Source organism: Halostagnicola alkaliphila (assembly GCF_055379965.1).
The window spans coordinates 882014-909000 of sequence record NZ_AP043826.1 but is presented as its reverse complement, the minus strand read 5'-3'; the positions used below and the strand labels follow the sequence as shown (position 1 = coordinate 909000).

General features: G+C 55.7%; 20 protein-coding genes and 2 pseudogenes. 9 read left to right on the top strand and 13 right to left on the bottom strand.

The genetic code is table 11. The features are described 5' to 3' along the window. The first annotated feature begins 18 nt into the window (after positions 1-18). Complete coding sequence (locus ACZ5C7_RS09625) at positions 19-1413, top strand: multicopper oxidase family protein (protein ID WP_464376102.1); 1395 nt, start codon at positions 19-21, stop codon at positions 1411-1413. 1 nt (position 1414) lies between these two features. Further along, on the top strand, positions 1415-1843 hold the full coding sequence (locus tag ACZ5C7_RS09620) for a hypothetical protein (protein ID WP_464376101.1): 429 nt from the start codon (positions 1415-1417) through the stop codon (positions 1841-1843). A gap of 379 nt (positions 1844-2222) precedes the next feature. On the opposite strand, the gene ACZ5C7_RS09615 is transcribed toward ACZ5C7_RS09620, so the two are convergent. The 4 genes from ACZ5C7_RS09615 to ACZ5C7_RS09600 form a co-directional block, all read right to left on the bottom strand. Continuing rightward, the gene (locus ACZ5C7_RS09615; RefSeq protein WP_464376100.1) at positions 2223-2627 is read right to left on the bottom strand and encodes a hypothetical protein; all 405 of its coding nucleotides are present in this window, start codon (positions 2625-2627) and stop codon (positions 2223-2225) included. Continuing rightward, a complete protein-coding gene (locus ACZ5C7_RS09610) occupies positions 2624-4342 on the bottom strand; it encodes a serine hydrolase domain-containing protein (RefSeq protein ID WP_464376099.1) in 1719 nt (572 codons plus the stop codon). Before ACZ5C7_RS09610 ends, ACZ5C7_RS09615 begins: the two co-directional genes overlap by 4 nt. A 1-nt stretch (position 4343) precedes the next feature. Beyond that, positions 4344-5039, bottom strand: a complete 696-nt coding sequence (locus ACZ5C7_RS09605; protein ID WP_464376098.1) for a class I SAM-dependent methyltransferase — start codon at positions 5037-5039, stop codon at positions 4344-4346. A 446-nt stretch (positions 5040-5485) separates the two neighbouring features. Next, a complete protein-coding gene (locus ACZ5C7_RS09600; RefSeq protein ID WP_464376097.1) occupies positions 5486-6337 on the bottom strand; it encodes an ArsR/SmtB family transcription factor in 852 nt (283 codons plus the stop codon). Positions 6338-6490: 153 nt separating this feature from the next. On the opposite strand from ACZ5C7_RS09600, the pseudogene ACZ5C7_RS09595 reads away from it, so the two are divergent. Beyond that, positions 6491-6628 (top strand): annotated as a pseudogene (locus tag ACZ5C7_RS09595) (IS1595 family transposase); the annotation flags it as partial. Positions 6629-7115: 487 nt separating this feature from the next. Here ACZ5C7_RS09595 and ACZ5C7_RS09590 read toward each other — a convergent pair. Beyond that, a complete protein-coding gene (locus tag ACZ5C7_RS09590) occupies positions 7116-8129 on the bottom strand; it encodes a tyrosine-type recombinase/integrase (RefSeq protein ID WP_464376096.1) in 1014 nt (337 codons plus the stop codon). A gap of 791 nt (positions 8130-8920) precedes the next feature. On the opposite strand from ACZ5C7_RS09590, the pseudogene ACZ5C7_RS09585 reads away from it, so the two are divergent. After that, positions 8921-9373: pseudogene (locus tag ACZ5C7_RS09585) on the top strand (helix-turn-helix domain-containing protein); the annotation flags it as partial. Positions 9374-10697: 1324 nt separating this feature from the next. Then, on the top strand, positions 10698-12497 hold the full coding sequence (locus tag ACZ5C7_RS09580) for a multicopper oxidase domain-containing protein (RefSeq protein WP_464376095.1): 1800 nt from the start codon (positions 10698-10700) through the stop codon (positions 12495-12497). Between the two features lie 283 nt (positions 12498-12780). Here ACZ5C7_RS09580 and ACZ5C7_RS09575 read toward each other — a convergent pair whose 3' ends face one another. Continuing rightward, a complete protein-coding gene (locus tag ACZ5C7_RS09575; RefSeq protein ID WP_464376094.1) occupies positions 12781-13194 on the bottom strand; it encodes a cupin domain-containing protein in 414 nt (137 codons plus the stop codon). A gap of 255 nt (positions 13195-13449) precedes the next feature. On the opposite strand from ACZ5C7_RS09575, the gene ACZ5C7_RS09570 reads away from it, so the two are divergent. Together ACZ5C7_RS09570 and ACZ5C7_RS09565 are read left to right on the top strand one after the other, a co-directional pair. Next, positions 13450-14283 carry a phosphoenolpyruvate hydrolase family protein gene (locus tag ACZ5C7_RS09570; protein WP_464376093.1) on the top strand — a complete coding sequence of 278 codons (834 nt, stop codon included), beginning with the start codon at positions 13450-13452 and terminating at the stop codon, positions 14281-14283. A gap of 1 nt (position 14284) precedes the next feature. Next, on the top strand, positions 14285-15511 hold the full coding sequence (locus ACZ5C7_RS09565) for a Tm-1-like ATP-binding domain-containing protein (protein ID WP_464376092.1): 1227 nt from the start codon (positions 14285-14287) through the stop codon (positions 15509-15511). 94 nt (positions 15512-15605) lie between these two features. Here the strand turns inward: ACZ5C7_RS09565 and ACZ5C7_RS09560 are convergent, their stop codons facing one another. Continuing rightward, positions 15606-16367, bottom strand: a complete 762-nt coding sequence (locus tag ACZ5C7_RS09560) for an IclR family transcriptional regulator (protein ID WP_464376091.1) — start codon at positions 16365-16367, stop codon at positions 15606-15608. Positions 16368-17159: 792 nt separating this feature from the next. On the opposite strand from ACZ5C7_RS09560, the gene ACZ5C7_RS09555 reads away from it, so the two are divergent. Further along, positions 17160-18071 (top strand): HpcH/HpaI aldolase/citrate lyase family protein, encoded by a 912-nt coding sequence (locus tag ACZ5C7_RS09555; RefSeq protein WP_464376090.1) that lies wholly within the window; start codon positions 17160-17162, stop codon positions 18069-18071. A gap of 89 nt (positions 18072-18160) precedes the next feature. Here the strand turns inward: ACZ5C7_RS09555 and ACZ5C7_RS09550 are convergent, their stop codons facing one another. Further along, complete coding sequence (locus ACZ5C7_RS09550) at positions 18161-18529, bottom strand: VOC family protein (protein ID WP_464376089.1); 369 nt, start codon at positions 18527-18529, stop codon at positions 18161-18163. A gap of 281 nt (positions 18530-18810) precedes the next feature. Between ACZ5C7_RS09550 and ACZ5C7_RS09545 the strand changes: the two genes are divergently transcribed. Beyond that, positions 18811-21807: an FAD-binding and (Fe-S)-binding domain-containing protein gene (locus ACZ5C7_RS09545; RefSeq protein ID WP_464376088.1), complete on the top strand. Its 2997-nt coding sequence runs from the start codon at positions 18811-18813 to the stop codon at positions 21805-21807. 105 nt (positions 21808-21912) lie between these two features. Here the strand turns inward: ACZ5C7_RS09545 and ACZ5C7_RS09540 are convergent, their stop codons facing one another. Genes ACZ5C7_RS09540 through ACZ5C7_RS09520 form a run of 5 tightly spaced genes read right to left on the bottom strand, consistent with a single transcriptional unit; the run spans position 21913 to position 26810 of the window. Further along, positions 21913-22662, bottom strand: coding sequence for an ABC transporter ATP-binding protein (locus ACZ5C7_RS09540; RefSeq protein WP_464376087.1), 750 nt, complete (start codon positions 22660-22662; stop codon positions 21913-21915). Then, positions 22659-23417 (bottom strand): ABC transporter ATP-binding protein, encoded by a 759-nt coding sequence (locus ACZ5C7_RS09535; RefSeq protein WP_464376086.1) that lies wholly within the window; start codon positions 23415-23417, stop codon positions 22659-22661. The genes ACZ5C7_RS09540 and ACZ5C7_RS09535 overlap by 4 nt, the downstream gene beginning before the upstream one ends. Continuing rightward, positions 23414-24514: a branched-chain amino acid ABC transporter permease gene (locus ACZ5C7_RS09530; RefSeq protein ID WP_464376085.1), complete on the bottom strand. Its 1101-nt coding sequence runs from the start codon at positions 24512-24514 to the stop codon at positions 23414-23416. The genes ACZ5C7_RS09535 and ACZ5C7_RS09530 overlap by 4 nt, the downstream gene beginning before the upstream one ends. Next, the gene (locus ACZ5C7_RS09525) at positions 24511-25437 is read right to left on the bottom strand and encodes a branched-chain amino acid ABC transporter permease (RefSeq protein ID WP_464376084.1); all 927 of its coding nucleotides are present in this window, start codon (positions 25435-25437) and stop codon (positions 24511-24513) included. Before ACZ5C7_RS09525 ends, ACZ5C7_RS09530 begins: the two co-directional genes overlap by 4 nt. Before the next feature lie 44 nt (positions 25438-25481). Next, entirely contained in the window at positions 25482-26810 is a 1329-nt protein-coding gene (locus ACZ5C7_RS09520) for an ABC transporter substrate-binding protein (protein WP_464376083.1), read from the bottom strand. Positions 26811-26987 lie beyond the last annotated feature (177 nt).

The window sequence follows — 26987 nt, the reverse complement described above, 5'->3', positions numbered from 1 at the left end:
TTCGAGGTATCACTTCCCGTGCCACCGTCGGCGGAACCGATCCGTACCGATGAAACGACCGACTATTATGAAATCACACAGCGAGAGGAAACGGTCGAAATTCTCCCCGGATACGAAACGACGATATGGGGATACGACGGGCTATTCCCCGGTCCAACGATCGAAGCACGAAGCGGACGCGAGGTCGTGATCGAACAACAAAACGAGTTATCAGTCCCCGTCGCTGTACACCTCCACGGCGGCGTCACACCTCCGGAGAGTGATGGATACCCGACGGATCTCGTCTTTCCACCTGATCTCGATCATGATGAACTGCCTGGTCATCACACTGCTGGCACCGTTGATGGGGTTTCCCACGGATCCAAAGAGTACACGTATCCGAACGAACAGCGGGCGGCAACGCTCTGGTACCACGATCACCGGATGGATTTCACCGGACCACAGGTGTACAAGGGCCTGGCAGGCTTCTACATCATCCGCGACGAAACCGAAGACGACCTTCCGCTCCCATCGGGCGAGAAAGAGATTCCACTCTTGATCTGTGATCGGACCTTCCGAGAGGACGGCGAACTGTATTACCCGTCACTCGACCCATCGCTTCTCGGCGAGCATGGGGTCCTCCCGACTGCGAGCGACGGCTGGTACGGCGATACGATACTCGTAAACGGGGCACCATGGCCCAAATTGGACGTCTCGAATACGAAGTACCGCTTCCGAATGCTCAACGGATCGAACGCGCGGGTTTACGACCTCGAACTCAACCCGGCACCACCCAACGGCGATGCGTTCATACAAATTGGAAGCGATGGTGGTCTGCTTGAGACACCACTCTCACACGATCGTCTACGGATCTCACCAGCGGAGCGATTCGACGTCGTCATCGATTTCTCGAACTATTCGATCGGGACGGAAGTAACCCTCACGAACCGGCGCGGATCGGGAAGGACGGCCGATGTCATGCAGTTTGAGGTGACCCGCGAGGAATCCGAGGGAAGTGAAATCCCATCGACGATTGCCCCTCCATTAGAGTTCCCTGATCCCGACGATGCTATTGAAACTCGACGGTTCAATTTTCTCGCGGGTATGGAAGGAGGAAGGTCAACGATCAACCTCCAATCGTTCGACTCGGAGCGAATCGACGCTAACCCGAAACTTGACACAGTAGAAATCTGGGAGTTCGATAGTGACCCTGACCATCCCGTTCATCTGCATCTGGTTCACTTCAAAGTCCTCTCCCGAAACGGCGGCCCCCCGGGACCGTACGATGCGGGGTGGAAAGATACGGTGTTTTTACACGGAGATACCGCCGAGATCATTGCTCGATTCGGGCCGTACCGTGGGAAGTACGTCTTCCATTGCCACAACCTCGAACACGAAGATATGATGATGATGGCGAACTTCGAGGTGGTCTGACGTGAGTCTGGATCCCCAACCGAAGTCGGAGAGATCACTACTTGGCTCTCTCTCCGGTGAGTCGGTTACTCGACCGCAATATCTCACAGCTGGTCTTGCATTCGTGGTAGAACTGCTTTATCTCTGGGTAGCGGCGGAGGCGCTGTTATTCTGGCCAGTACACGGGGCGTTCTTTGCGGCGCTTGCTATCGGACAAGGCCTGCTGGCTGTCGGTCTGTTGTTTGACCCCGGTCGGTGGACGTTCAGACTGGGAGTTCTATTCAACGCTGGCCTTCTCGTGTTCTGGGTCATCGCCCGTGTCATTGGGACAATATTTCCAGTGTGGATCATTGCTGTTCGAACCCCTGTTGACAGCCTCGAATACATTGTGATGGTACTAGTGCTCTTACTGCTACTGTCCTTGATATGGATGCGGAAGAATTCGAACTAACTGTAGTAAATCACATCAAGAAGATTCCGCGTTATGTGCAGGTGAGAGCGTTACCAGCAGAGCCGTCGATCTATCTGCTGGCTGTCGAGAATCGCGCGCTGAATACAGAGTATAAGTTCAGTACGATGACCCCGTTTGTTTCACGCCCAATCTAATGAACCAGCCGTTCTGTAGATATGCGAATGTATCGCCGGATAACCTACCAGATGCAACAGATGTTCTGATCGTCGTGCAAGATACACAGCGCGAATGTGGCACGAGCCGAAGACTGATCGAGTAGAAGTCGTAGCCGTTCAGTATCGGCGGAGGATATGTCACATCGGTCCTCAATAAATGTGAAATAGAAACAAATACGTACCTAGTACAATGGGTGCGTCCATCAACCGAGAAAACCAAGCACGAAGAGTTGCCAAGTAAAGCCGATACCGAGTATGGCTAGTATCGTCTGATGGATGCGCGCAGTCAGCGACCAGTAATGATTCCACCAACCCAGCCCGGTACCGGCGACCGTGCCGATGGTAGAGATTAGGACGAAGTAGGGGAGAACGAGCGCAAGTTGCATCGGGGTCGGGTTCGTGATGAGTGCGAGTTCTCCACTGCTTTCGAGGACGAAAGCGAAGGTGACGATAAACCCTATCGAGCTCACACATAGACCGACACTAGATGCCCGTGCGAGCCATGCTGGATTACAGATCCGCTGCCTGCCTTTGCGAGTGATCGCTGCGACGAGTCTGCCGACTCTGTTTAGTCGCTCCTCCTCTGGATTGGTGGACAGTTCGGTCATGTACACCCCTCCTCGTCATTCCTACTTTCAGTGGCCTGAGCTCGCTTCCCTGCCGAAGGTTCCATTGTGTTCGCACCAGTTACAGTACGATCGTAACGCCACTGACGGTATGCGTAATGTCCACCCCATCCGAGTATCGAGAGCACGAATCCCGACAAAGAGACACCGAGCACGCCACCCGTGACGAGTTGGCGTTCGTGAAATGGGACCGGTCTATAGGTGTTCTGTGGGAGACTACTTTCGTGCATCGCTGTGACCTCCCCATCAATGACATCGAACGCTAGAACATCGTTTCCATCCTGCTCTTGATACACGTACGGATCAATTTCAACCCACTCTCGACTCCCATCTAACGTTTTACTGAGAAGTCTTCCATCATCGGTCGCCTCAACGGACACGCGTGCCAAGAAATCCAGTGATTTCAATGGCCCACTCTGAGGTAACATTGTAAGCCCATATTCATCGGTAACGGTTTCGGCCCGCTGCTTGCCTCCTGATTCACTCGTTGAGATCGGAGTAGTAGAATCAGGTTGGAGGTTGTACTCCTCTAGAATTTTATCGATAACAGCTAGCGATTCTTCGTCATCAGTTCGCAAGTTGTAATTCACGAATATACCGACGTCATGCTGGGGTGCGAGCACGAGTTGACTCTCTTGATATATCGTACCGCCAGAGTGCGCGATTACATCGCCATCGGGATGGCCGTACTCGTAAAACCCGTACCGCCAGTTGTTGACTGCTGGATGCCGCTCGTAGTGTTGACTATACATTGTGGCTACCGTATCCGATTCAAGAATCCTCGTATCGTCAATCGCACCGTCTCCGAGGTGGGCGCTCATGAACGTCGCCATGTCCGTGGCAGTTGCAGTCATTGACCCCGCTGGCCACATATTAATATAGACCGGTTCAGTGGTGATGAATTCACTGCCGTCTCGCCTGTGAGGTGCTGCCAGTGTCCCGGGATGCTCCTCTGGTACCGGTTGGGCGAACGTGCTATGAGTCATGTCGAGTGGTTCGAAGATCGCTGATTGAACGTACTCTTCGAACGATGTGTCATACGTTTCCGCAACGATATGCCCGGCGAGTGCAGCTCCGTAATTGGAGTACCCCACCGCTTCACCTGGCGGTCTAACGCGCTCGGGTTGTCTCTCAACGAGTACTGTTTCCAGTGACGTGAGCTGATCCGGTGTATCAACCACCGCAGGAGCGAGAGCTGATTCTAAACCAGATGTATGGGTCCCAAGGTGTCTGAGTGTGATCGGGTCCTCGTAGGTGTCCGGGACCTGAACGTCGGAGCCGTCAAGGTACGTGTTGACGTCTTCATCGAGGTCAAGTAAGCCGTCTTGAACTCCTTGCATCACGGCTGTCCACGTTACGAGCTTCCCAACCGACCCGGCTTCGAACGTCGTTTCACCCGCCCGCACCGGTGTTTCAGAGTTCATGTCGGCGTAGCCGTATCCCTTTGTGAGAACGAGATCACTGCCCTCAACGATAGCGACGCTTGCGCCGGGGATTTCGGTGCCGATTCGCTCGGCCATCACTGCATCGATGAACGATTCGATTCCATCTAGCTCGGTAAATGTGGGATTGGCCGAAATTGTGGATTTATTGGAGTGACCATCGCTAGTCATCGCCGTCCCAGTTCCGGCCCCGAGGCCAATGAATCCGAGAGTGCCAAACGTTGTGAGAAACGTGCGTCTTGTCGATTCCAACATGTCAGTTAGGCTGTGCCTCGATCGTGGTGATAATCCCGAACATTCCGGACTCAGTCTTCAGAATCGGTAGTCCGGCTTTCGATACGTGTTCGAGCGGCTCCTGAGTTGAACGACAACCCATTTTGTTGTAGTGGGCATCGGCTCGCCACTCCTGGAAGCGTGCGATCAATTCGACGCTGCTTCGACCGTGTTCGACGAGCAGAATCTGGCCGGTTGGCTTGCAGACTCTTTCCATCTCCTGCAACGCAGCGACGGGATCAGGGAACGTGCAGGTAGAGAGGGTCGAAATGACAGCATCGAAACTGTCATCAGGGAATTCAAGGGCCTGCGCATCCATACAGCGGAGCTCCCCATCCAAGTTAAACTGGTCGCGTCTCTCTCGCGCCTTCGCCAACATCTCAGGACTGATGTCAATCCCGACGAGTTCGATTGTTTCAGGGAGGTACCGAAAGTTCGTTCCGGTCCCACAGGCCACGTCAAGAATGCGCCCATCAATATTCTCGAACTGCTTGCGACGGTACCGACCGGTGAGTAATTGGTCGAACCACTCCATTCGATCGACCAGATCTGCGTACTTAGCATACGCTGTCTGAATATCCTTGATCGACATTGGCCGGTCGTAGGCGAGATTAGCTGAATCGTCACTGCCGTTCCGATGACGTTCCGTAGTATCGTCCGGGTTTGTGGTCTGAGTCATTCTTCTTCCTACTCCGGTGGTTGCACTGGAACACCATAAATAGTATAGGAGAATTGACATTCTATCAAGTTCGTTGCAAAACCACAGTTGAGCGCTTTACCCACTAATAGATCATCTCACAAGGGAAAGAAGGCCTCAATCACAATTCTACTCGAATCTGGTCAACAACGGTTTTGTTATCTATCTGTTGCTATTCCTGATCGGCGACGCGTCGTCCTCGGGCGCGTTCTGTATGTGTAATAGTAGCACATGAATCAAGACGAACACGTAATATGTCACCGTCGTAACGCAGCACAATCTCGTACTCAGCGGGATCAGTCGAGATTCGTTCAGAGATCCAACGCCCCTCATAGACGTGGCCGTGCAATTCCCACAATCCCTTTGAAGGGCTCTGGTGAATCACTAGACGACGGCGACTTCGGTGGGAAATAACGACCCTCGAGGCATCATGCTGGAACGATTTGAAGTGCAATCTCGAGGAATCCAACGATGACGAACCGACTAGACGTCTTTCCAAAGACAGCAAGACAGTAGAACTCGACGCAATATGGCGATTCACCAAAGCCCTTTGAAGTTATGTCGATCCCGCGGTCCCAATGAAACGCAACCGAAGCAGGATGATACGCGACTCTGTACGTCAGCGGTGAGTTGTACCGCCGCAAACATTCTCGACATCGGTCAATGACGAGGTGACGAATTGTTTCAGTCCGTTGTGACTCTGGAAGACGCGCTACCTCAGTCGAGAGACCACCAGCACATTCCGGACACGTGCCACGTCGAATCTGTTCGTAATCGATCGCTTGCTTCTGTTTGACATTGTCTACTAGGTCGTTATCAGTCCATGATCTCGCTTGTGCAGGTGTGATCGGGAATGCTGAGACAGGGCGCTCGCAGGACCCACACTCGATTTGAAAATATTGATGGTGGAGTCGTGCTATGAGTGCTGTTTCCCCACAGTAAATACACGTTCCAGAGGTCGGTTGTGGATCGAAATCAGCCGGTTTCTCGTAATTCCCTGATAAGAGGAATCGAACGATCTGTTCACCTGCGTGTGTGAATGAATACCCATCGCTACTCTTTCGAAGAAACGTTTCAGTGAGTTCGCCGAGATGGTACGATAATTTGGAGGTGTTATCAACGTTGATACGTTCGTAGATTTCCGAAAAGGAAAGTTCAGCTGGGCTTGGATCGGCATTTTCGTGTTCGCTTTCCGCTATAGCGATTGCCCGAAGAATTTCGACTCTTGTTTCATCCGATAGGAGTCCGAAGACTGCATCGGCGGGTTCCTTTACACCCATCTTAGTCACTTTTAGACTAGCACCGCCAACAGTATTGAATCCCCGGTTGATTCTACCGTAGTACTTTCCTCCTCCGCTCTTCTGTAGGAGATTGTTGATACCGTTGAGCTGTCGCTCTGGAATCGAAGATCACATGGACACTGCGTTTTTCTGCGACCGTGGCTCTCGCCACACCGGAGCATCTCAAAGGACAAACTCACACAGTATCTTCGAACCATCCAACTCCGACGAGAATTACTGCGGAAATTAGGAAAAGAACTCCTCAAACACGCCATCAAAGCTACGCTGTAGAATCAACAAAGTGCTACACAAGATCGTACGAGCAATAAAGGACCCACTGTGCTGGATACATCCTCTATATTCAGCAGGTCGTTTCTGACGTCTATCCGAGAGGTGGGTAGCTGCTCCGGTAACGCCTTCGCCTGTACTGAGTGATCACCACTTTCGGAGATCGGTCACGATCTCGTGCCACATTCGCGCCCTCTATTCATCACGTCTCTTTGAAGCTGTACTCTGATTAGTAGATTTCTCATCGGTCAATACGCATTTGCACATAACGGATAGTTCTGATCACTTGCGGTATTAGGCCGCAGAAATTTGCCCCAAATAAAACGACACCAGTGACACGGCAGTGAGGATCAGCACCATCAACACAGTCTGTGTCAAGAGACTGCTGGTAATGCCCAGCACACCCACTGTAAATAGCGCCACACCGATCAGCAAAATCGCAAATTGGTGAAGTCGGAGAGTGGGCATTGAATCGACTCAGTCTATAGACTCAATTTCCAGGAAGGTAGCGGCGTCGCTGCCGAAGCTTTTCGCGCTCTGACCGCTGGTCATAGTGACGGTCAAGAACCGCCTCGCTGGCGTCCATCCGATCGCTCACGACGTTCTCGGGAACGTCAGATTTTAGAAAATGAGTGATCGCGCCACGTCGGACTGGGTGTGGGCTCAACGAAGATGGGCACGCATGTGAACGCTCGGTAGGTACCGCGTCACACTCATCAGGTTCTCTGTCGTGAGGACAGTTATCGGTGTATACGCACGGACGCGTGTACTGATAAACTATCGTTCGGCCACGGGTTCGGCTCAACCGATCGATTTTCGTCGCAAATAGTGGCTCCCGGTTGTGCTGATCAGCGACGCCAGGATGATTGACCGAGAGCCAGTCATCAAGCACGTCACAGACCGGCTCACTCAGTGCGACGAGCCGTTCGCTCTTCCGTCCATTCTTGAGCGAGGTACCTTCCTCGGATCGGTGGACAAGCGTCAGGTACTGTTCGTCGCTATTGTAATCCTCAATATCAAGCCCAATCGCTGCGCCGATTCGAAGTCCGGTGTGCCAGAGGACCTCCATTAGCGCGTGTTCTAAGCGCGCGTAGCGATATTGATTGAGAAATTCTAAGATCTGCTGGGCACGATCTGGGTTCAGTAATTCGGTGCGAGCATCGTCTTCAGTCGTCGTCGGGAGAATGATTTTTTCGTCGAGCCCTGGTTCGACTGCATCGATCGTCGCACAGAATCGGAAGAACATCCGCAGGGTCGCCAGCTGTCCTTTCATACTGGCAGTTGCGAGCTCGTCTTCGTTTCTGCGTTTGATGCGGAAACGATGGATGTCTCGTCCTGTGAACTCGTTGAGATTGTCGATGCCATCCTGTTCACACCACTGGACGAACTGCTTGAGCCGATAGCGGTGTGATTGGATCGTCGCGTCCGCGAGTTTGTGACGTCGTTCGTCGAGATACATCTGCATGGCCTCCGCTGGTGCGAGGGGTTCGAGGTTTTCTGTCATTGTCTCTCACTGAAGGCCGAAGACAGCGAGTTCTAAACACCATCATAGGCGCTTCTCACCCGCACTAACAGCTGGCTGAGACTCTCGAAGATTCTGGACGTTCCCCGTCAGGGCCCATGAAGCGAGCCGAGCAATTCGCGAGGCTCGTGGAATGGACCGCTTCCGGATTCGAATCAGGCCAGTCGCGCGCAGCGAAGCGAGCACGTCTGGACGAGGTTCGAATCCGTCAGGTCCATCTGAGGGGAGTCCACAGTGAAACGACCCCATTTCGATCGAAATGAGACAAAGGGGGTGTAAAACGTTTGTTTCCGACCTTGGAAAAGCGAGTGGTCGGGCCGGCACTGAACTACCCACTGGCTTCGGGTGGTCGGCCACTTGCGAACGGAGTAGTCGAAACCGGAGGACCGACACGACATTCGCATCGCTATGTCGGTATTCCACTTCGAACCCGAGTGTCAAGATTCGATTCCAGCGGGACGAAATAGCGAACAGTTGGGACACCAGACGGATTCGTCGGCCCGAACCTTTTGCTTGCCACCACAATCGGCACATCGCACATCCGAATAGCGAACCATATGCAATTATCGCAAAGATCGTATTATATCTCTTTTGGCTCGAGTCACCGATAGAGGCCGTGAAAAGCCGTTTTTAGTGAATGTAAATGGATATGACGAGTCTCACAGCTAACTAATAGAACGCCACGCGGTTGTATTTTATAGATGACAGGAATGCCCGAGAAGCAGTCCGCAAAACCATTAGAACTTACTACCCATCTCGAGTAGTACACACTCATGGAACACCTGGACGAAATTTCGCTCGAGGAACTTCAGGAGGCGCTCGAGGAAGTCGAGGGGAAGAAGCCGACGAAGCGGTTGTTGGCGGCGATCGCGTACAAAAACGGGGTGACGCAGACGGAACTGGCCGAGTGGTACGACGTCGAACGTCGGACGATCTACAGTTGGCTCAAGCGCCTGGAATCGGAGTCGCTCACCCAGGCCGTCATCGATGCGGATCGATCCGGTCGGCCTCGAAAGCTGACCGAAGCACAACGTGAACAGTTCGAGCGAACGGTACACGAACCACCGACAGCGGTCGGATACAACGATTCGGCCTGGACGCCCGAACTGACTCAACGGTATCTCGAGGAGACCTACGATGTCGAGTACTCGATCCCGAGCTGTCGGCGGCTGATGAAAGAGGCAGGACTGCGCTACGAGCCGGCACGACGAACGAATTCACAAACCCACGGCGGAGACAACACGTCGGAGAGTCCTCCGGAACGTGGTGGTAAATGGACGCCGTCGTAGGCTGTCAGAGTGAACGACTCGTTGTGAGTCAGAATTCCAAACGACCGAGGCTGAACTGATCGAACCCCTATCCGACCAAGAGCGATCGGGAGAGTCGCTCGAGTAACTAGTTCTGAATAGAGAGAATCCGGTTTGAAACTGTGCCTTGGGTAATCGAACATAGTCGTATACGAACAAGTTCGAGAAGGAGCACACTCAACAGCGGATCTATATACGATTTACAAGTTGATCGTTTTGAGATATGGTATTGTTCTAATATCGCAATTTAATTGCTGGTACTTACCTAATATCCTACCGACGAGTTAGTGGAGCAATCAACTCAAATATTAAGTCTTAACCCGTTTTAACCAGGTATAGATAGGATACGGAGCTAACTTCGTATTCCGACTCGAAAGATGAGATGTTGAGATTTTCTTCCGCTACTTCGAATTATCATCGAATATGAAGAAGTATTTATCCAATAAGTACAAGTATGGTAGTTGATTCTGTATCCCAATATTTCAGAGAGGATACTCGTGAGTTCGAATCGGCCCCGTGTATTGTATTATATATACAAAACTAAACAGCACATACTCTCACAAAGAGTATTACTGACGACCGTTGATGGCTTCACTGTCCGCAGAACACAACGCGTTCTCCTGTCGAAGCGGGTCTCCGATTCGCCGATCATTGGAGGACCCCATTCCAAGGGGACGCGAGAGCAAAGCTGCAGAGTACGACCACGAAAAACAGGATTTCAGCATCCATCCTTCATCGAACCCGATCCAGCCGACCGCCGTGGACGCATCGAACACGCTAGAAAACGCCCTCGAGACGGCAAACCCTCGGGGCGGACCACATCTCGATCACCCCCGGCGGACCGGTTCCGAACGCCACCTCGAGACTATTTGTACGAAGAAACCGCTCAGGAGACCGCCAGCGAGTCGATGGCCTCCCTCGAAGAACACGGGTGGACCTTCGAGTAGTTGCTTGGCGACACGAGACACGGAAATTACGGCCCTGTCTTCGATAGCGCGAATGGGTTCGATAAATACGCAATAAAGTATATATTCCTAAGATCATACGGTTTTATTTTGGTAGGGACATAAATGGCTTGTTGAGTGTTCGCAAATGTTACAGAAGGAAGAGAGAGCGAAAGACGAGTCGAACGGTACTAAACAGCGTCAGCGAGAACCGAGACGAAAATCAACTCATAACTCGGGGACGACAACGAATTACCGATCGAAAGATCGAACCGAACCAGACGGAACAGTGGTCGGCGATGAATAGACTGACCAGACGCCACCTGCTTCGGACCGGTACAGCCGTTGGAATCGTGGGGGCCATCCCCCAGCGTTCAGCGGTAGCTGCGGACGCGTCCTCGTCGCCGACGCTCGAGAAATACGTTCACTCTCTCCCGATTCCAGAGCGAAGAGAACCCGACGGACAACGAGATGGCGTCGATTATTACGACATTCCGGTGACGGAGTTTTCACAGAGCCTCCACCCAGATCTCCCGGAAACTACCCTCTGGGGGTTCGACGGCAGCTTCCCCGGACCGATCATCAAGGCCCAGCAGGATGAACCGGTGAACGTTCGGTTCGACAATTGCCGGCTCCCGGACGAGCACCTCTTCGAGGTCGACGAACGGATCGACGGAACGGACCCGGAAGATTATCCGTCGGGCTACGACGTCTCAGAAGTTCCGGACGTTCGCACGTCGACCCATCTCCACGGGCTCAACATCGAACCCGAAAGCGACGGCCAGTCGACGGCCTGGACGTCTCCCGGTGGGGTCACGGGACCAACCTTCACGAAAGAGGTCCAGGAAGTTCCGAATCACCAATCGAGACTGTCGGGGGTGTACCACGATCACGCACTCGGTATCACCCGACTCAACGTCTACGCCGGACTGGTCGGCTTTTATTTCATCGAGAGCCAAGCAGAGGAAGAACTCAACCTGCCAAGCGGCGAGTACGACATCCCGCTCCTCCTGCAAGACCGGTCGTTCGACGAGGACGGGGCGTTACAGTACCCGTCCAGGTTCGTTGCGGATTTCGCTGGTGACACCGCTGTCGTCAACGGAGCCGTCTGGCCGGAACTGGAGGTCGAACCGCGTCGGTACCGCTTCCGAGTGGTTAACGGATCGAACGGGCGCGCGTTCAACCTCCGACTCGAGCACGAATCCGGAGGGGATATCCCGACTCTGCATCAGATCGCCCCCGATCAAGGGTTTTTGGAATCCGTCGTGTCGATCGGACCGAGCGGTTCTCTCGATTCGCTCCTCCTGACCGCGTTCGAGCGCGCCGATATCGTCGTCGATTTCACCGATCACGCAGGAGAAACGTTCACCGTAACGAACGATGCCGAGTGGCCGTATACGGGACGGAACGATGGAAGCGATCTCAGCGAACTCCTGCAAATTCGCGTCGCCGATCCGAGCGAACCACCGGCGGACACGAGCGCAGAGCCAACGGAGATGGACCTCCCCGGCTTCGACGGGTTCGACGAAAGCACCGTCGAGGAAACCCGCCGTATGACCATGAGCATGAGTATCGAAGACGGAACGGGAGTGAACCTACTGAACGATTCACGGATGTTCGACGAAGACGCGGTCGTGAAACCGGAGATCGGAACGACCGAAATATGGGAACTCGAGAACGAAACCGGCCACACGCATCCCATTCATCTTCATCTAGTCGGGTTCGAAGTACTCGGACGTGGACCGGACGGAACCGACGAGCCGGAGCCGAACGAACGAGGGGAGAAAGACGTCGTTCGAGTCGATCCGGGTGAAACGGTGCGAATCATCACTCGTTTCGAGAACTTCACGGGGCGATATCCCTGGCACTGTCACGTCCTCGAGCACGAAGACCACGATATGATGCTTCCGTTCGAGGTCGTCCCTGGGGATGACGAAGACGAGAACCAACCGGGACCACCTGATCACGCTAGCGGTGAGGGGCCGCCGGACCACGCGGGCGAACGAGGACCACCCAACCACGCGAGTGAACGGGGACCTCCAGACCACGCGGGCGAACGAAGCCCGCCGAACGACGCGAACGAAATAGGACGCAAGTAGAACGAAGCCCGCCGAACGACGCGAACGAAATAGGACGCAAGTAGAACGAAGCGGTCGAAACAGACCCTACACGATTTGCAATGAGGTGTGGGTTTCTGATCTCATCGTGTCGCCGTCTTGGTTGAATCTCAATTGAGTGGTATCAAAGAGGGTGTGCGACCGTTCGAGCGAATTCCCGGACTCACGAAGCGAACAGAACACTCATCGGGCTGGTTTCAACGCGTGTTAATGACCTCGAGCAACCCAACCGTTGGAATGCCAAACGCCGAACCAACCGGCTTTTTTATTCGTTCCGAACGGGTACTTCCCCGGCCGGAACGATCTCACAGTCGGGCATTTCGGTCAGGAGCTCTTCGGGGCCGGACGGCGAATAGACAGCCAGCAATTGGAGCGTTTCCCAGCCAGTGTTTTGTGTCCCGTGTTCGACACCCTTCGGAATGTGAATCATGTCTCCCGGGCCCACGTCCTGTTTGTCACCGTCGACGGTTTGTTCACCGTTCCCACCTATGACGTAGAGGATTTCTTCGCTGTCTGGATGCGTGTGGAGATCGTGTCCCTTTCCGGGCTCGAGTTGAACGACACCTGCGCTAAACCGTTCCGAGTCGTTCACGTCGGGTGTTGCCATCCATTTGAGCGTTCCCCAGTCGAGTACCTGTGTCGAAACATCCTCGCTGCTGATGAAGTGCTTGTCAGCCATTTACACGCATAGATAGACAACGCAATATCTTAATTGTATCCCCCGGACGCAGCGTATCGGCTCGTCGTGGCTAGAATGGATATCATCGGAACTCACGCTAGAAGGAAAGGAATCTCGGTAGGCCAGCGGTGAATCAACCGATTACCGCTCGAGGGACGACTTTGGACGACCGGCGTGCCGACTGATTCGGGGAGTACCGAACCGTTCTCTAACCCAAACATTGATGTGAGTTCACATGATTCATAGAGATGAATTATGGCGTTTACTCGAGAAAAATCCCTTTCGCGATTGCGAGCGACGGTCGCTGATAACGAGCCGATAATCGGCGCGGGTGCTGGAACCGGCATTTCGGCAAAGTTCGCCGAGCGCGGTGGTGTCGACCTGCTGATCATCTACAACTCCGGTCGGTACCGAATGAACGGACGAGGGTCCCTAGCGGGACTGCTTCCGTACGGTGATGCAAACGAAATCGTCCTCGAGATGGGACACGAGGTCATTCCAGTCGTTGAGGACACCCCGGTGTTAGCTGGCGTTAACGGGACCGATCCATTCCGCCAGATGGACGTTTTCATCGAGGACCTCAAGCGTCGGGGCTTTTCGGGCGTACAGAACTTCCCGACCGTCGGCCTCTTCGAGGAAGAGAGTCGATTCCGTCAAAATATCGAAGAAACCGGGATGGGGTACGACAAGGAGGTCGACATGATTCGGGAAGCCGCATCCCAGGATATGCTGACGTGCCCGTACGTCTTCACGACCGAACAGGCCCGTGAAATGACCGAGGCCGGAGCCGACGTCATCGTGTCGCATATGGGACTGACGACCTCCGGTGACATCGGTGCCGAAACCTCGCTCAGTCTCGACGAAGCCGCTGATCGGGTTCAGGCTCATCACGACGCGGCCACGGGTATCAACGAGGACGTCATCGTCATCTGCCACGGGGGGCCAATCGCCTGGCCGGACGATGCCCAGTACGTCCTGGACAATACCGAGGGAGTCGCCGGATTCTTCGGTGCGTCGAGTATCGAGCGGCTCGCGACGGAGGACGCGATACAGGACCAAACTCGCGAATTTAAAGATATCGAGATTTAGCATGGCAATCGTCATCGTCGGAACGCTGGACACGAAAGGCGAAGAGATCGAGTTTGCCAAAGGCGTCATCGAATCTCAGGGCGGTACCGTTCACGTGATTGATGCTGGCGTCATGGGGGAGCCACGAATCGAACCGGATACCTCGGCCAGCGACGTCGCTGAGGCAGCCGACACCAGCCTCGAGCAACTGCGAAATTCTGTCGACCGCGGCGAAGCGATGGAGGCGATGGGCGAGGGTTGTGCTGCAGTCGTGCAACGCCTCCACGAGGCGGGCGATCTCGATGGCGTTCTCGGTCTCGGTGGATCGGGGAACACCTCGATCGCAACGACGGCGATGCGAGCGCTCCCCGTCGGCGTCCCCAAACTGATGGTTTCGACGATGGCCTCGGGCGACATCGAACCGTACGTCGGCGCGATGGACGTGATGATGCTGTACTCCGTCGCCGATATCGAAGGCCTCAATCAACTCTCACAACGAGTCATTGCCAACGCGGCCCTCGCGATGGTCGGCATGGTGAGGAACGACCCCGACATCGAACGGACCGGTGGCCCGACTATCGGGATCACGATGTTTGGGGTCACCACACCCTGCGCACAGACCGCTCGAGCGTACCTCGAGGATCGGGGCTACGAGACGATCGTGTTTCACGCGACGGGAACCGGTGGTCGCGCGATGGAGAACCTCGTTCGCCAGGGCATAATCGATGGCGTTCTAGACATTACGACTACGGAGTGGGCGGACGAACTGGTCGGCGGCGTCCTGAGCGCCGGATCGGGGCGACTCGATGCCGCAGCCGAAACGGGAACGCCGCAAGTCGTCTCGACCGGTGCGCTCGATATGGTTAACTTCGGGCCGCGCGAGACGGTTCCAGATGTATTCGAGGAACGGCAATTCGTCGAACACAATCCGGAGGTGACACTGATGCGAACAACTCCCGAGGAAAACGCCGAGTTAGGCGCGATTATCGGTGAAAAACTCCAACAAACGACGGCACCAACAGCCCTGTATCTTCCACTCGAGGGCGTCTCAGCGATCGACGTCGAAGACGAGGAGTTCCACGATCCAGCGGCGGACGAGGCGCTTTTCGACGCGATTCGAGAGACGGTCACCGAGGAGATCGAACTCGTCGAGCGCGAAACCGACATCAACGACGAAGCGTTTGCACTGGCCATGGCGAAAAAGCTCGACCAGTACTTGACCGAAACGGGCAAATCGCCGATCGACTGAGACGGTCTGGTGTCGGTCATTTCCGGAGCGGCTGCGACCCGTCCTGCGGTCTTCAGTAACTCGTTACAGCGGACCGTATGACGGACGGCGAGCGTCAAACGTGGTACTTGTTGAGCTCGATTACGTTCGCCGTGTTACAGAGTTGGTCGACGAATTCGTTCGTCCCCCAGTTTTCGTCCATTCGTGCCGTCGGCGCCGAAATACTGATCGCACCGATAACGTCCGAATTGAATCTGATCGGTGCAGCGATACACCGTAATCCTTCGATTCGTTCTTCGTCGTCGACTGCAAACCCGCGCTTTCGCGTTCGGTCTAGCTCATCGAAGAGTTCCCCCCTCGTCGTTATCGTCTGTTGTGTTGTCGGCGGGAGGCCTCGCTGGTCGATTATTTCGTTGACGCGCTCGGACGACAGATGCGCTAAAATAGCTTTCCCGAAAGCGGAGTTGTGCATGTGGTGGCTACACCCAATATACGTATCGAGATCGACAGCCTGTTCGCCCTTCGCTCGAGCCAAGTAGACGCCCTTTCCATCTTCCTCGACCGCTAGATGCACTAACTCTCCGGACGTATCGGCTAGCTCTCTTACTTTTGGCTCGGCAACTTTGTAAATTGTCGTTCTGTTTCGGATCTGGCCGCCGATATCTAAGAATTTGAGGCTCAGACGATACGTTTTCGACTCTTGGACGACGTATCCGTGTTCCTCGAGCGTACTAAGGTGATTGTGGACCGCACTTTTTCCCATATTCAGTTCGTTCGCTAATTCCGTCACTCGAGCACCACCTAGCCGATTCAACTCTTCGATAACTTGGAGTGATTTTGCAGTGGTACGTACGGGGTGTTTGGCTCTCTCTCCCATGTTCCACACACTCACCCTCAAAGACATTAAACCTTATTCTATTTTAGAAAACGATACGCTCCGTCCGGAGATAGGATGCTGGTCGAGCAACTGCATTTACTACCGAAATCAGAAGGCGAGGAGATATCGAGTAATCCCCGCAAACGGAGCGCCCCAACCCGAGAGGACGACTTCCATACTTCCTCGAGTGCGATATAGAATCCGCCAAGGGATATCGGCCATCTGTGATTCCCCGACCAATTTTCAATTTCACAGCACCACCGTCCGTCAAGGTGAGAACGCGAGGGGAGTCTTACCGTGCAGGGTACGTTGGATTTAGGTCTTTGCGGTAACTCTTTTCGAAATAGAGAACAACGATATCCAATAGCGATATCTTTGCAGCTGTTGGCGAGGAGAGTTTGGATTAGCGAGCTATCCGTGACACCCATATAGTTGTAAAAGGGAGGAGCAACGAAAACTGACCGGTAGCGGGTGCGAAACCAACGTACGAAGTGTTCTAATATGGAGAACGGATAAAGGCGGTCGATACCACCCAAATAGGGCGTGTATCCGGCGAGCGCGCTGTAAGCATCTCCGAGGGTGTGCGCGTTCTACACGCGTATGACCGTCGAGATTCCGCCGCAAGTCGATTACCACAACGCAGTGTTCAAACGATCGGTTAGCGCACCCGAACGTGGCCGAGGAAGGGACGTTCCAGCGTAGTGACGAGGAACTGATGGCCAATTGTCCCAGCGGTGTGTGAAGAGGTACACTTATTAGATATCTCGAGAATAGTGTAGGTGGAGGTACGAAATGCCCGATTTGACACTTCGTCGAACCCAATTAGCAACGCCAGCCAGTGACGTGAAAATGATGGAGCGAGCAGCGAGCAGCGACGCTGACGAGGTTTTCCTCGATCTCGAGGACTCGGTTGCTCCCAACGCAAAGGCCGATACCCGTGACCCGCTCATCGATGCCGCAAAAGACCACGACTGGAGCGGTAAAGTCCTGTCTTACCGCATCAACGGTATCGACACCCAGTGGTGGTACGATGACCTCATCGAAGTCATCGGTAACGCGGGAGAACACATCGACGATATCATCGTTCCGAAGGTGAAATCCGCGAGCGACATCCACACCGTCGAGAACGTGCTGAGACAAGTCGAGGTCAATGCCGGTCTCGATGTCGGCTCAATCGGACTCGAGCCCCAGATCGAAGACGGCCAGGGAATGCACAACGTCTACGAAATAGCCCACGCCTCAGACCGGCTCTCGAGCGTTATTTTCGGCCCTGGAGATTACTCCGCTGCGATGGGAACGCCCGGGCTCGACATCGGCCAGTTCCCCGATTATCCCGGCCACTACTGGCACTACGCGCTGTCCCACATCAATGCGGCTGCGAAAAGTGCTGGAGTCCCTTGTCTCGATGGTCCGTACGCCGATATCGAAGACGAGGACGGATTCCGAGAGTCAGCTAACCAGGCGAATATGATCGGCTGCGACGGCAAGTGGGCCATTCATCCGTCCCAGATCGAAATCGCCAACGAAGTCTTCGCTCCCGATTCCGAGGTCGCAGACCGTGCTCGACGGATCGTCGACGCCTACGGCGAGGCGATGGAGTCGGGCAAAGGAGCCGTCAAAGTGGACGGTCAAATGGTCGACGAAGCCACGAACAAAATGGCACAAGAGATCGTCGATCAGGCTGAAGCCGCCAACATACTCTGAGACGAATCGGCCGTTCCGATGCAGCGACGCGATGACGAGTCATACCAGCGACCCGACTCCATTTTTGCGAAACGAGTACTGAAGCGACGTTATTCTAGCGGTTCGACGAGTTCGACCGTCCGACCGTCAGGATCTCGAACGAACGCCGTTCGAGCACCGGCTTCTGGTTGGTCGCCCGGTTCCTCCACGACGCCGTAGTGATCCAGTTCTTCGAAGACCTGATCGACGTCGTCGACGCCGATCGCGAGGTGGTCCCACGAGGTTCCGGCTGAAAACTCCGTATCGCCGTTCGTATCCGAAAGCTGTAGTTCGGTTCCGTTGTCGTCCGCGATGTATCGATTCGTCGTCTCACCATCGGCCGTTTCGAATTCCCAACTCTCCTCGAATCCGAACTGCTCGTAAAACGAGATCGTTTCCTCGGCATCCGCGACGTTGATGTTGATATGGATAAGTTCCATACTAACCGTTGTGATAACTAACCTCTTAAATCCGGGGTTTGTCCCGCGAAGTGCCCGTCGTCGAGACGTTCCGTTAGCCTCCAGGGTGATTCGAATCAGCTAGTCCCAGTTCGGGGGGTAACTCGCGTTTTGTGTACGGCTCTCTCGGCGGACACTACTGCAGTGGAGATCCCGATTCGACTGTAGTGACCGTACCCGGAACCGATTTAGTAGCAGTATTGTCTCCGAAAGAGAGGAGGATAAGCGCAGGGTTTATTATTACTGGTGATGAGACATGAATAATGGCTGTTAATGACTCCCATGTCGAGCGAAGCACGGACGAAGAATTCCAGCCGAATCGCGACGACGAATCGGAGGCCGTCGGCGAGTACAGTGTGCTCGCAGACGATCTCCGTGCGGCGACGAAGGGGGAGGTTCGTTTCGACGAGTACGCGCAGGTGCTCTACGCGACGGACGGAAGCATCTATCAGGCCCGTCCTGCCGGTGTCGTCCTTCCTCGTGATACCGAGGACGTGCAAAACGCCGTTCGTATCGCATCCGAGCACGGCATCCCGATTATGGCCCGCGGAGCAGGGTCGTCCCTCGGCGGACAGGCCGTCGGTCCCGGCTGCGTCGTACTCGACATGACGGTGTACATGGACGACATCATTTCAATAGACACCGAACACCAACGGGCGACGGTCCAACCGGGCGTCGTTCAGGATCATTTCGACGAGCACGTCGAACAGTACGGCCTCAAATTCGCACCGGATCCGGCTTCTTCGAACCGCGCGACGATCGGTGGCGGAATCGGGAACAATTCGACCGGCGCACACTCGGTTCGGTACGGGATCACGGACGCCTATACGGAGGAGCTGAAGGTCGTTCTCGCGGACGGTTCGCGTATCCACACTCGCGAGGTCGTCCTCGACTCCGACGAATGGGAGACGATCGTTTCGAAGGACGATCGGGAAGCGGAAATCTATCGGACGGTGCGTGCGCTCGTCGAGAACAACGCCGACGAAATAGCGGATCGGTATTCGGACCTCAAGCGGAACGTCTCCGGTTACAACCTCAACAAGGTACTCTTCGAAAACGCGGACGGCGAACGGGTGATCAACCTCTCGAAACTGCTCGTCGGCGCGGAGTCCACCCTCGGCGTCGTCGTCGAGGCGGAGATAGAACTCGTAACGCTCCCCGAACGGACGTCTCTCGCGCTCTATTGTTTCGAAGATTTACTCGATGCCCTCGAGGCCGTCCCTGAAGCCCTCGAGTTCGATCCGAGTGCGGTCGAGCTGATGGACAGCGAGGTGTTCAGGCTCGCACGAGAGTCCGAACAGTTCGCTCGATACGAAGAACCCATTCCCGACGGAACGAACGCGGCGCTGCTGTTGGAGTTCGACTCCGAACTCCACGACGATCTCGAGAAGCCGATCAGGGAGACGAACGAACACTTCGTCGACGACGGCTATGCCTTCGAGGTTCTCGAAGCGTACAGTGACGAGGAACAGACATCGCTCTGGAAGCTCCGAAAGGCAGCGATTCCATTACTGATGGGGCTCGAGGGGGACGCGAAACCGTATCCTTTCATCGAGGATGCGACCGTCCCGCCCGAAGAACTCGCCGAGTACGTCGAGAAGTTCATGGCCGTCCTCGACGATCACGAGACGTCCGCCGCGTATTTCGCTCACGCCGGAAGCGGGACGCTTCACATCCGGCCCGTTCTCAGCTTGAAAGAAGACGACGGAATTCAGACGATGCAATCGATCACCGAGGACGTGACCGATCTCGTCCTCGAGCACGACGGGGCGTTCTCCGGCGAACACGGCGACGGGCTCGCACGAACCGCGTTCAATCCGAAAATGTACGGTGAGGATCTCTGGGAGGCGTTCAAGTCGGTCAAGTCGGTCTTCGATCCCGACTGGCTGATGAACCCGGGGAAGGTCGTGTACACCGACGAGAATCCGACCGACATGCGCGAGAACTTACGATACGGCGACGGGTATACCTCGATCGAACCGCAGACGAAACTGGATTTTTCCGACGAGGGTGGATTCGCACACCTCGTCGAGCTCTGTAACGGCTGTGGTACCTGTCGACAGAGCGACGACGTGATGTGTCCGACATATCGGGGAATGAACGACGAAATCGCGACGACCCGCGGGCGTGCGAACATGCTCCGCGCGGCGATTTCGGGCGAGATCCCCGAAGAAGAACTGTTCTCCGAGCGCTTCCAAGAGGAGGTTCTGGACCTCTGTATCGGCTGTAAGGGTTGCAAAAGCGACTGTCCGACTGGGGTCGATCTGGCGAAGCTCAAAACCGAAACCAAACACCAGTATCACCAGCAAGCGGGCGTCGGGCTGCGCTCCCGATTGTTCGGGAACATCGATACGCTCTCGAAAATCGGGAGCGCGCTCGCCCCCGTTTCGAATATGGCCCAGAAAATTCCGGGTAACCGTCTCGTACTGGAGAAGGTTGCTGGCATCGCTCCAGAACGGGACCTTCCTCCCTTCCGTCAAGAGTCGCTCCGGGAATGGTACCGCAACCGCGGTTCGCGGGTGAGCGAGTCGGAAGCGGACAGGAAAGTAGTGTTGTTCCCCGACACCTACACCAATTATAGCTATCCCACGCCGGGAAAAGCTGCTGTCCGCGTCCTCGAGTCGGCGGGAGTACACGTCACAATTCCGGACGATATCGGCCCGAGCGGCCGAGCGGCGTACTCGGTCGGGCTGCTCGACGCCGCCGAAGAACGCGCTCGTGCGAACATCGATCAGTTCGACGAGTACATCGACGACGGCTACGAGATCGTCGCCGTCGAACCGTCCGACGCGGTGGTGTTTCAGGACGAGTACGTAGATCTCGTCGATACGTCGGGAGCACGGACGGTCGCCGATCACTCGTACGGGGTATGTGAGTACCTCGACACGTACAGACTCGTCGAGAAATTGCCCCTCGAGGAGCCAGAAGAGATCCTCGCCTACCACGGCCACTGCCATCAGAAGGCGACGGGGAAAGATCACCACGCCGTCGGCGTTCTCCGCCGCGCAGGGTACGAGGTCGACCCGCTCGACTCGAGTTGCTGCGGGATGGCGGGTTCGTTCGGATACGAAGCCGAACACTACGATCTCTCGAAAACGATCGCCGAACAGCTATACGAGAAGATCGACTCGAGCGACGGGAGACCCGTTGCGCCCGGTGGCTCGTGTCGAAGTCAGATCGGCGAACGAAGCGGTCAAGCCGAGAATCCGCCCCATCCGATCGAAAAAGTGAACGACGCGGTGACCGCTTCCCGGCAGTAATCCGGGCCGTTTCGGGGATTCGAGTTTTGGCTTCACTAGCGGCACCGAAATAGACTGATACCCTCGTTCGTTCGATTGAAGGATGAGAGTTGGGCGACGGCGCGATCAGACGGCGAGATACCGATGACGGACGTCGTCGTCCGCGACGAGTTCGTCCGCCGTTCCTTCGTACACGATCGCTCCGTCGTCGAGAATATAACACCGTTCGGCAACGGTGAGCGCGGCGGTCGAGTTCTGTTCGACCAGTAAAATAGTCGTTCCAGTCTCCGCGATCCGTTCGATCGACTCGAGGACGGACTCGACGATCTGCGGAGCCAGGCCTTCCGTCGGTTCGTCCATCAACAACAGATCGACGTTCGGGAGCTTCAGCGTCCGGGCGATAGAGAGCATCTGCTGTTCACCGCCCGAAAGCGTTCCGGCTCTCTGTTCGCGTCGTTCCTCGAGCCGCGGGAAGAGTTCGTATATCTCGTCGTTGTCCATCCCCGGCTCGTTATCGACCGGCATATCGCGGAGGACCGTGTTCCAGTCCTGTCGGGAGATGTCCGGCATCCGTAGATTTTCTTCGACGGTGAAATCGCCGAACACGCGACGCTCTTCGGGAACGATAGCGATCCCGTTCATGACGATGTCTTCCGGTTCGTTTCCGGCGACGTCTTCGCCCCGAAAGACGACGCTCCCCGCCGATATCTCCGGCGGCGCGGCACCGATAATACTTCGCAGCGTCGTGGTTTTCCCCGCGCCGTTACGGCCCAGGAGCGTTACGACCTCTCCCTGCTCGACCGTCAGCGAGACGCCTCGAAGGATGTGGCTCGGGCCGTAGTGCGAATGGACGTCGTCCAGTTCGAGCAGCGTCATTGTTCCACCCCGCCGAGGTACGCTTCCTGTACCTCCGGGTGTTCCTGTATCTCGTCCGGGGTTCCCCTGGCGATTATTTCGCCCCTGTTCAACACGACGATTCGATCGGCGAGGTCGAAGACGAGGTCCATATCGTGTTCGATCATCACGGCTCCCATCGATCGTTCCTCCTGAACGGACTTGATCAACTCCGTCGTCGCCTGCGTCTCCTCCGGAGACATCCCTGCCGTCGGTTCGTCCATAAAGATCAACCGCGGTTCGTTGGCCATGGCGACCGCGATTTCCAGTCGTCGTTTATCTCCGTACGAGAGCGAGCCGGTGTCCATATCCCGGTCTGAAACGAGATTGAACCGCTCGAGCAACGTTTGGGTTCGATCGGTTATCGTCGAATAGCCGTCGAGACGCCGAAAGAAATTCAGCCGGAACGATCCCTGTTCGGCCGCGATCGTCGCGACCTTCACGTTTTCTTCGACCGTGAGGTTCGAGAACAACGATGCCGTCTGGAAGGATCGACTGATACCGGCTTGGGTTATCTCGTGTGGATCAGCGCCGGTTACGTCGGTTCCCTCGAACAGGACTTCGCCCGAGGTCGGCTCGAGCATTCCCGTGATGAGGTTCACGAAGGTCGTTTTCCCGGCTCCGTTCGGTCCGATAACACAGACCAGTTCACCTTCACGTATCGAGACGGAAACGTTGTCGACCGCGGTCAATCCGTTGAACGATTTCGTCAGTTCTCTCGTTTCGAAGAATGTCATGGTTCGTTCCACCTGCGAGTGAGTCCGCGGAGTGATTGGCCGATCTTTCCGACGATTCCCCACAGCCCCTGCGGGAAGACCCAGACGACGACGGTAAACAGGGTCGTGAGTATCAGGAACCAGTACGGGCCGACGATCGGGAATCCGTCGACGACCCCGCGGACGTACACGTAGAGGATCGCGCCGAGGATCGGTCCGAACACTGATCCCAATCCGCCGAGGACGGTCATAATAACGACCTCGCCGCTGATTAGCCAGTAGAGCGATTCGACGGAGACGAACACCGTATGAATCGTGTACAGGCTACCCGCTATCCCGGCGAACAGGGCGGAGAGGATGAAGGCCATGAACTTGTACCGCCAGACGTTGATGCCGATGAACGCCGCTCGCTGTTCGTTTTCACGAAGCGATCGAAACACCAGTCCGTACGGGGATTTCACGATTCGCGTCGCGAGAACGACGGCAAAGATGAAGAAGACCGCGACGAAGAGGTAGAGGTGATCGTACCACAGCGTTCCGAGTACTCCGGGGAGCGGTTGGCCGAGATTGATGAATCCCGCTACCGGTTCGACCTGAACGTAGATGAACCCGTTGTAGCCGCCGGTGATCTCCTGTAACGGAGATACGGCGAGGAAGTAGACGAACTGGCCGATCGCGAGCGTCAGGATCGCGAAGTAAACCGCGTGGCGCCGAAGCGCGATGAAGCCGACGACCGCTGCGAGGCCGAGCGCGAAGACGACGCCGGCTACGACCACCAGGATCGGATCGCCCGTTACGTGGTAGCTGAACAGCCCCGCTGCGTACGCGCCGCCGCCCCAGAATATCGCGTGTCCGAACGACAACAGCCCGGTCTGGCCCAGAAGCAGGTCGAATCCGATCGCGAATATTCCCCAGATGAGGACGGTGACGGCCAACGACTGGTAGCCGCCGACTGCACTCGTAATCGGGGCGCGAGCGAAGAGCCACGACCAGAGGAGCACGAAGACGGTCGTCGCGACGAAAATGAACGATTCCGTCCCTTTGATCTCGTCCCAGTACTCCCAACTCAGGGTCGGTTTCCCGATGTTGAGACGTCCGGTTACGTCGCGGAGGCTCACATTTCCACCCCCGTCGAGCCGAATAGTCCCTCCGGCCGAAGCATGATTATCACGATCGCGACGAGGTATATGCTAGCTTCCATTCCCTGCGGATAGACGGAGTTGGCGGTCGCCCACGCTAACCCGAAGAGCGTGCCCGCTACGATCGTTCCCTTGATACTTCCCATTCCGCCGGCGACGACGACGAGAAGCGCGGGAATAAGGATCTCGACGCCGAGTTCGTGGTTGATCGCGAATATCGTTCCGCCGAGCAGTCCCGCGATTCCCGCGTACGCCGCGCCGATTCCAAAGACGAACGCGTACGGACGGTTTACCTTGATACCGAGCAGTTGCACCATCTGAGCGTCTTGGGTCGCCCCTCGGACGACGAGTCCGAAGTCCGTCTTTTTATAGAACAGCAGTAAGCCGATCATCAGGACGGCCGTAATGAGTATTACGTAAAACCGCCACCGCGAAACGGTTCCGATACCCGGTAAGGCCAACGGTCCGCTGGCCCAGCCCGGTCTCGAGATGGTTTGGCCCCCGGTGCCAAAGAGGATCGCCATCAACTCTTGGGCCATAAAGAGGAGGCCGAACGTGATCAGTATCTGATCGACGACGTCGCGATCGGAAAGCGGTCGAACCACGTACTTCTCGAGTACTAGTCCGATTCCGAAGACGATGATCGGCGTCAGTATTATCGCCGGAACGAGCCCCCAGCCGAGGCCGAAGGTGGAGAATCCTGCAGACTCGAGTGCACCGCCGACCTCCGGTTTGCCGATGATGACGAGAGCGATGTACGCTCCGAAGAGATACAACGCTGCGTGCGTCATATTGGCAAAATCGAGCGTTCCCATCGTGATCGAGAGTCCCGTCGCGACCAGGATGTACACCGCTGCGACGCTCAACGTCAGAAACAGGAACGTGAGTGCTGATTCGATCATAGCCTTAGTAACATGTTGTTAGTCGAGACAGCGGACAATGTTCATCAGTCACCGTGATCCCCCAGATCGACGTCCGCTGCCGGACCTTCGTCACAGCCGTACGTGGTAACCTCTTGGGGAGCCTCCTCGACGAGTTCGACGTACAGGCCGGTTTCGTCCTGTTCTTCCTCGGAGAGACCACGTACCACCGGAACCATCCGATGGGCCTGGTGGTCACACTCTCGCATATGAGCGTCGCCGACTCCCGTATGGTCGTACTCGTAGTCCTCCAGTTCGCGAATGACCTCCGGTGGATTGAACGTATCGGCTCGCTCGACCGCCTCCGCGTACAGAAGGACGTTCTCGTACACCAACTTCGCGGCGAACCCGGGCGTCTCGTCGAACCGGTCTTCGTACTCCTCGACGAACGCCTGTGAGTACTCGTCGTCCCGTTCGGCGTTCCAGTCGGTGGTGCCGTAGACTCCCTCGATGTGGTCGCTCGCCGGCTCGAGCGAGAAGTTGCTCATCGTCGTCACGACGATCTCCATCTCGTCTTTCAGTCCCATATCCGAGGCCTGTGACAGCGCGTTCGTCAGCGCGTCACCGAACGTCGAGAGGATAACGACGTCCGCATCCGAATCCATCGCGCTACTGAGGTGTGCGCTGTAATCGGTCTCGCCCTCCGGAATCGACTGTGCGCCGACTTCCGTCCACCCTGCCTCTTCGAGGTTTTCTAACATCGACTCCCGCCCGGTGATGCCGAACGAATAGTCGAGGTAGATTTGATAAAAGTCCAAATCGTCACCCAGCTCGTCGGGGAGAACGTCCGCCACACCAGCGCCGAGCATATAGGTGGGTGCGGCCGTCCGAAAGCTGTATCGGGTCGCGTGCTCTCCGGTGATCAAGTTCGACGTGGACAGGTTGACCATGTACGGAACGCGTTCCTGTTGGGCCACCTCTTGGAGCGTCTCGGCAACGCCGCTCGAGACGCCGCCGGTCCACATCTGAATGTTGTCTTGCTCGACCATCCGCTGGATGTTTTCTCTGGACGTTTCACCGTCGCCGGCGCTATCGGCCGTCGTTCCCTCGACTTCGTAGTCGAGGACCCCATCACCGGAGAGGTCGTCCCACATATCGACCCATCCGCCTCCCTCGTTGAGATGATCGAGCGCCATCTCGAAGGCGTCGAACTGGACGACGCCGTCGGGTGCGAGAATCCCGCTCTGTGGCGCGTTTAAACCGAACGTAACGGTATCTCCTTCTGGTGGATAATTTCCGAGATCTGGATCCTCGTCCCCCAAACAGCCGGCCATCCCGACGACGCCGGCAGTGCCGACAGCACCGGTCTTTCGTAGAATCTCTCGTCTACTCGAGTCTGTGTTCTCATTCCGCATACCAATGATAAGGGAACCATCAAATATAATTGTATGGGTGTATCGTGTGCTTTGTGCCTTAGATTAAATACAAATATCGGAATGTGTGATGGAGTAGTATAATTTTTTGAGGCATCGAGGGTGAGCGAACGGAATCCGTTAGCCGAGGGACATTCGACGAACCAATACTGAAACGTG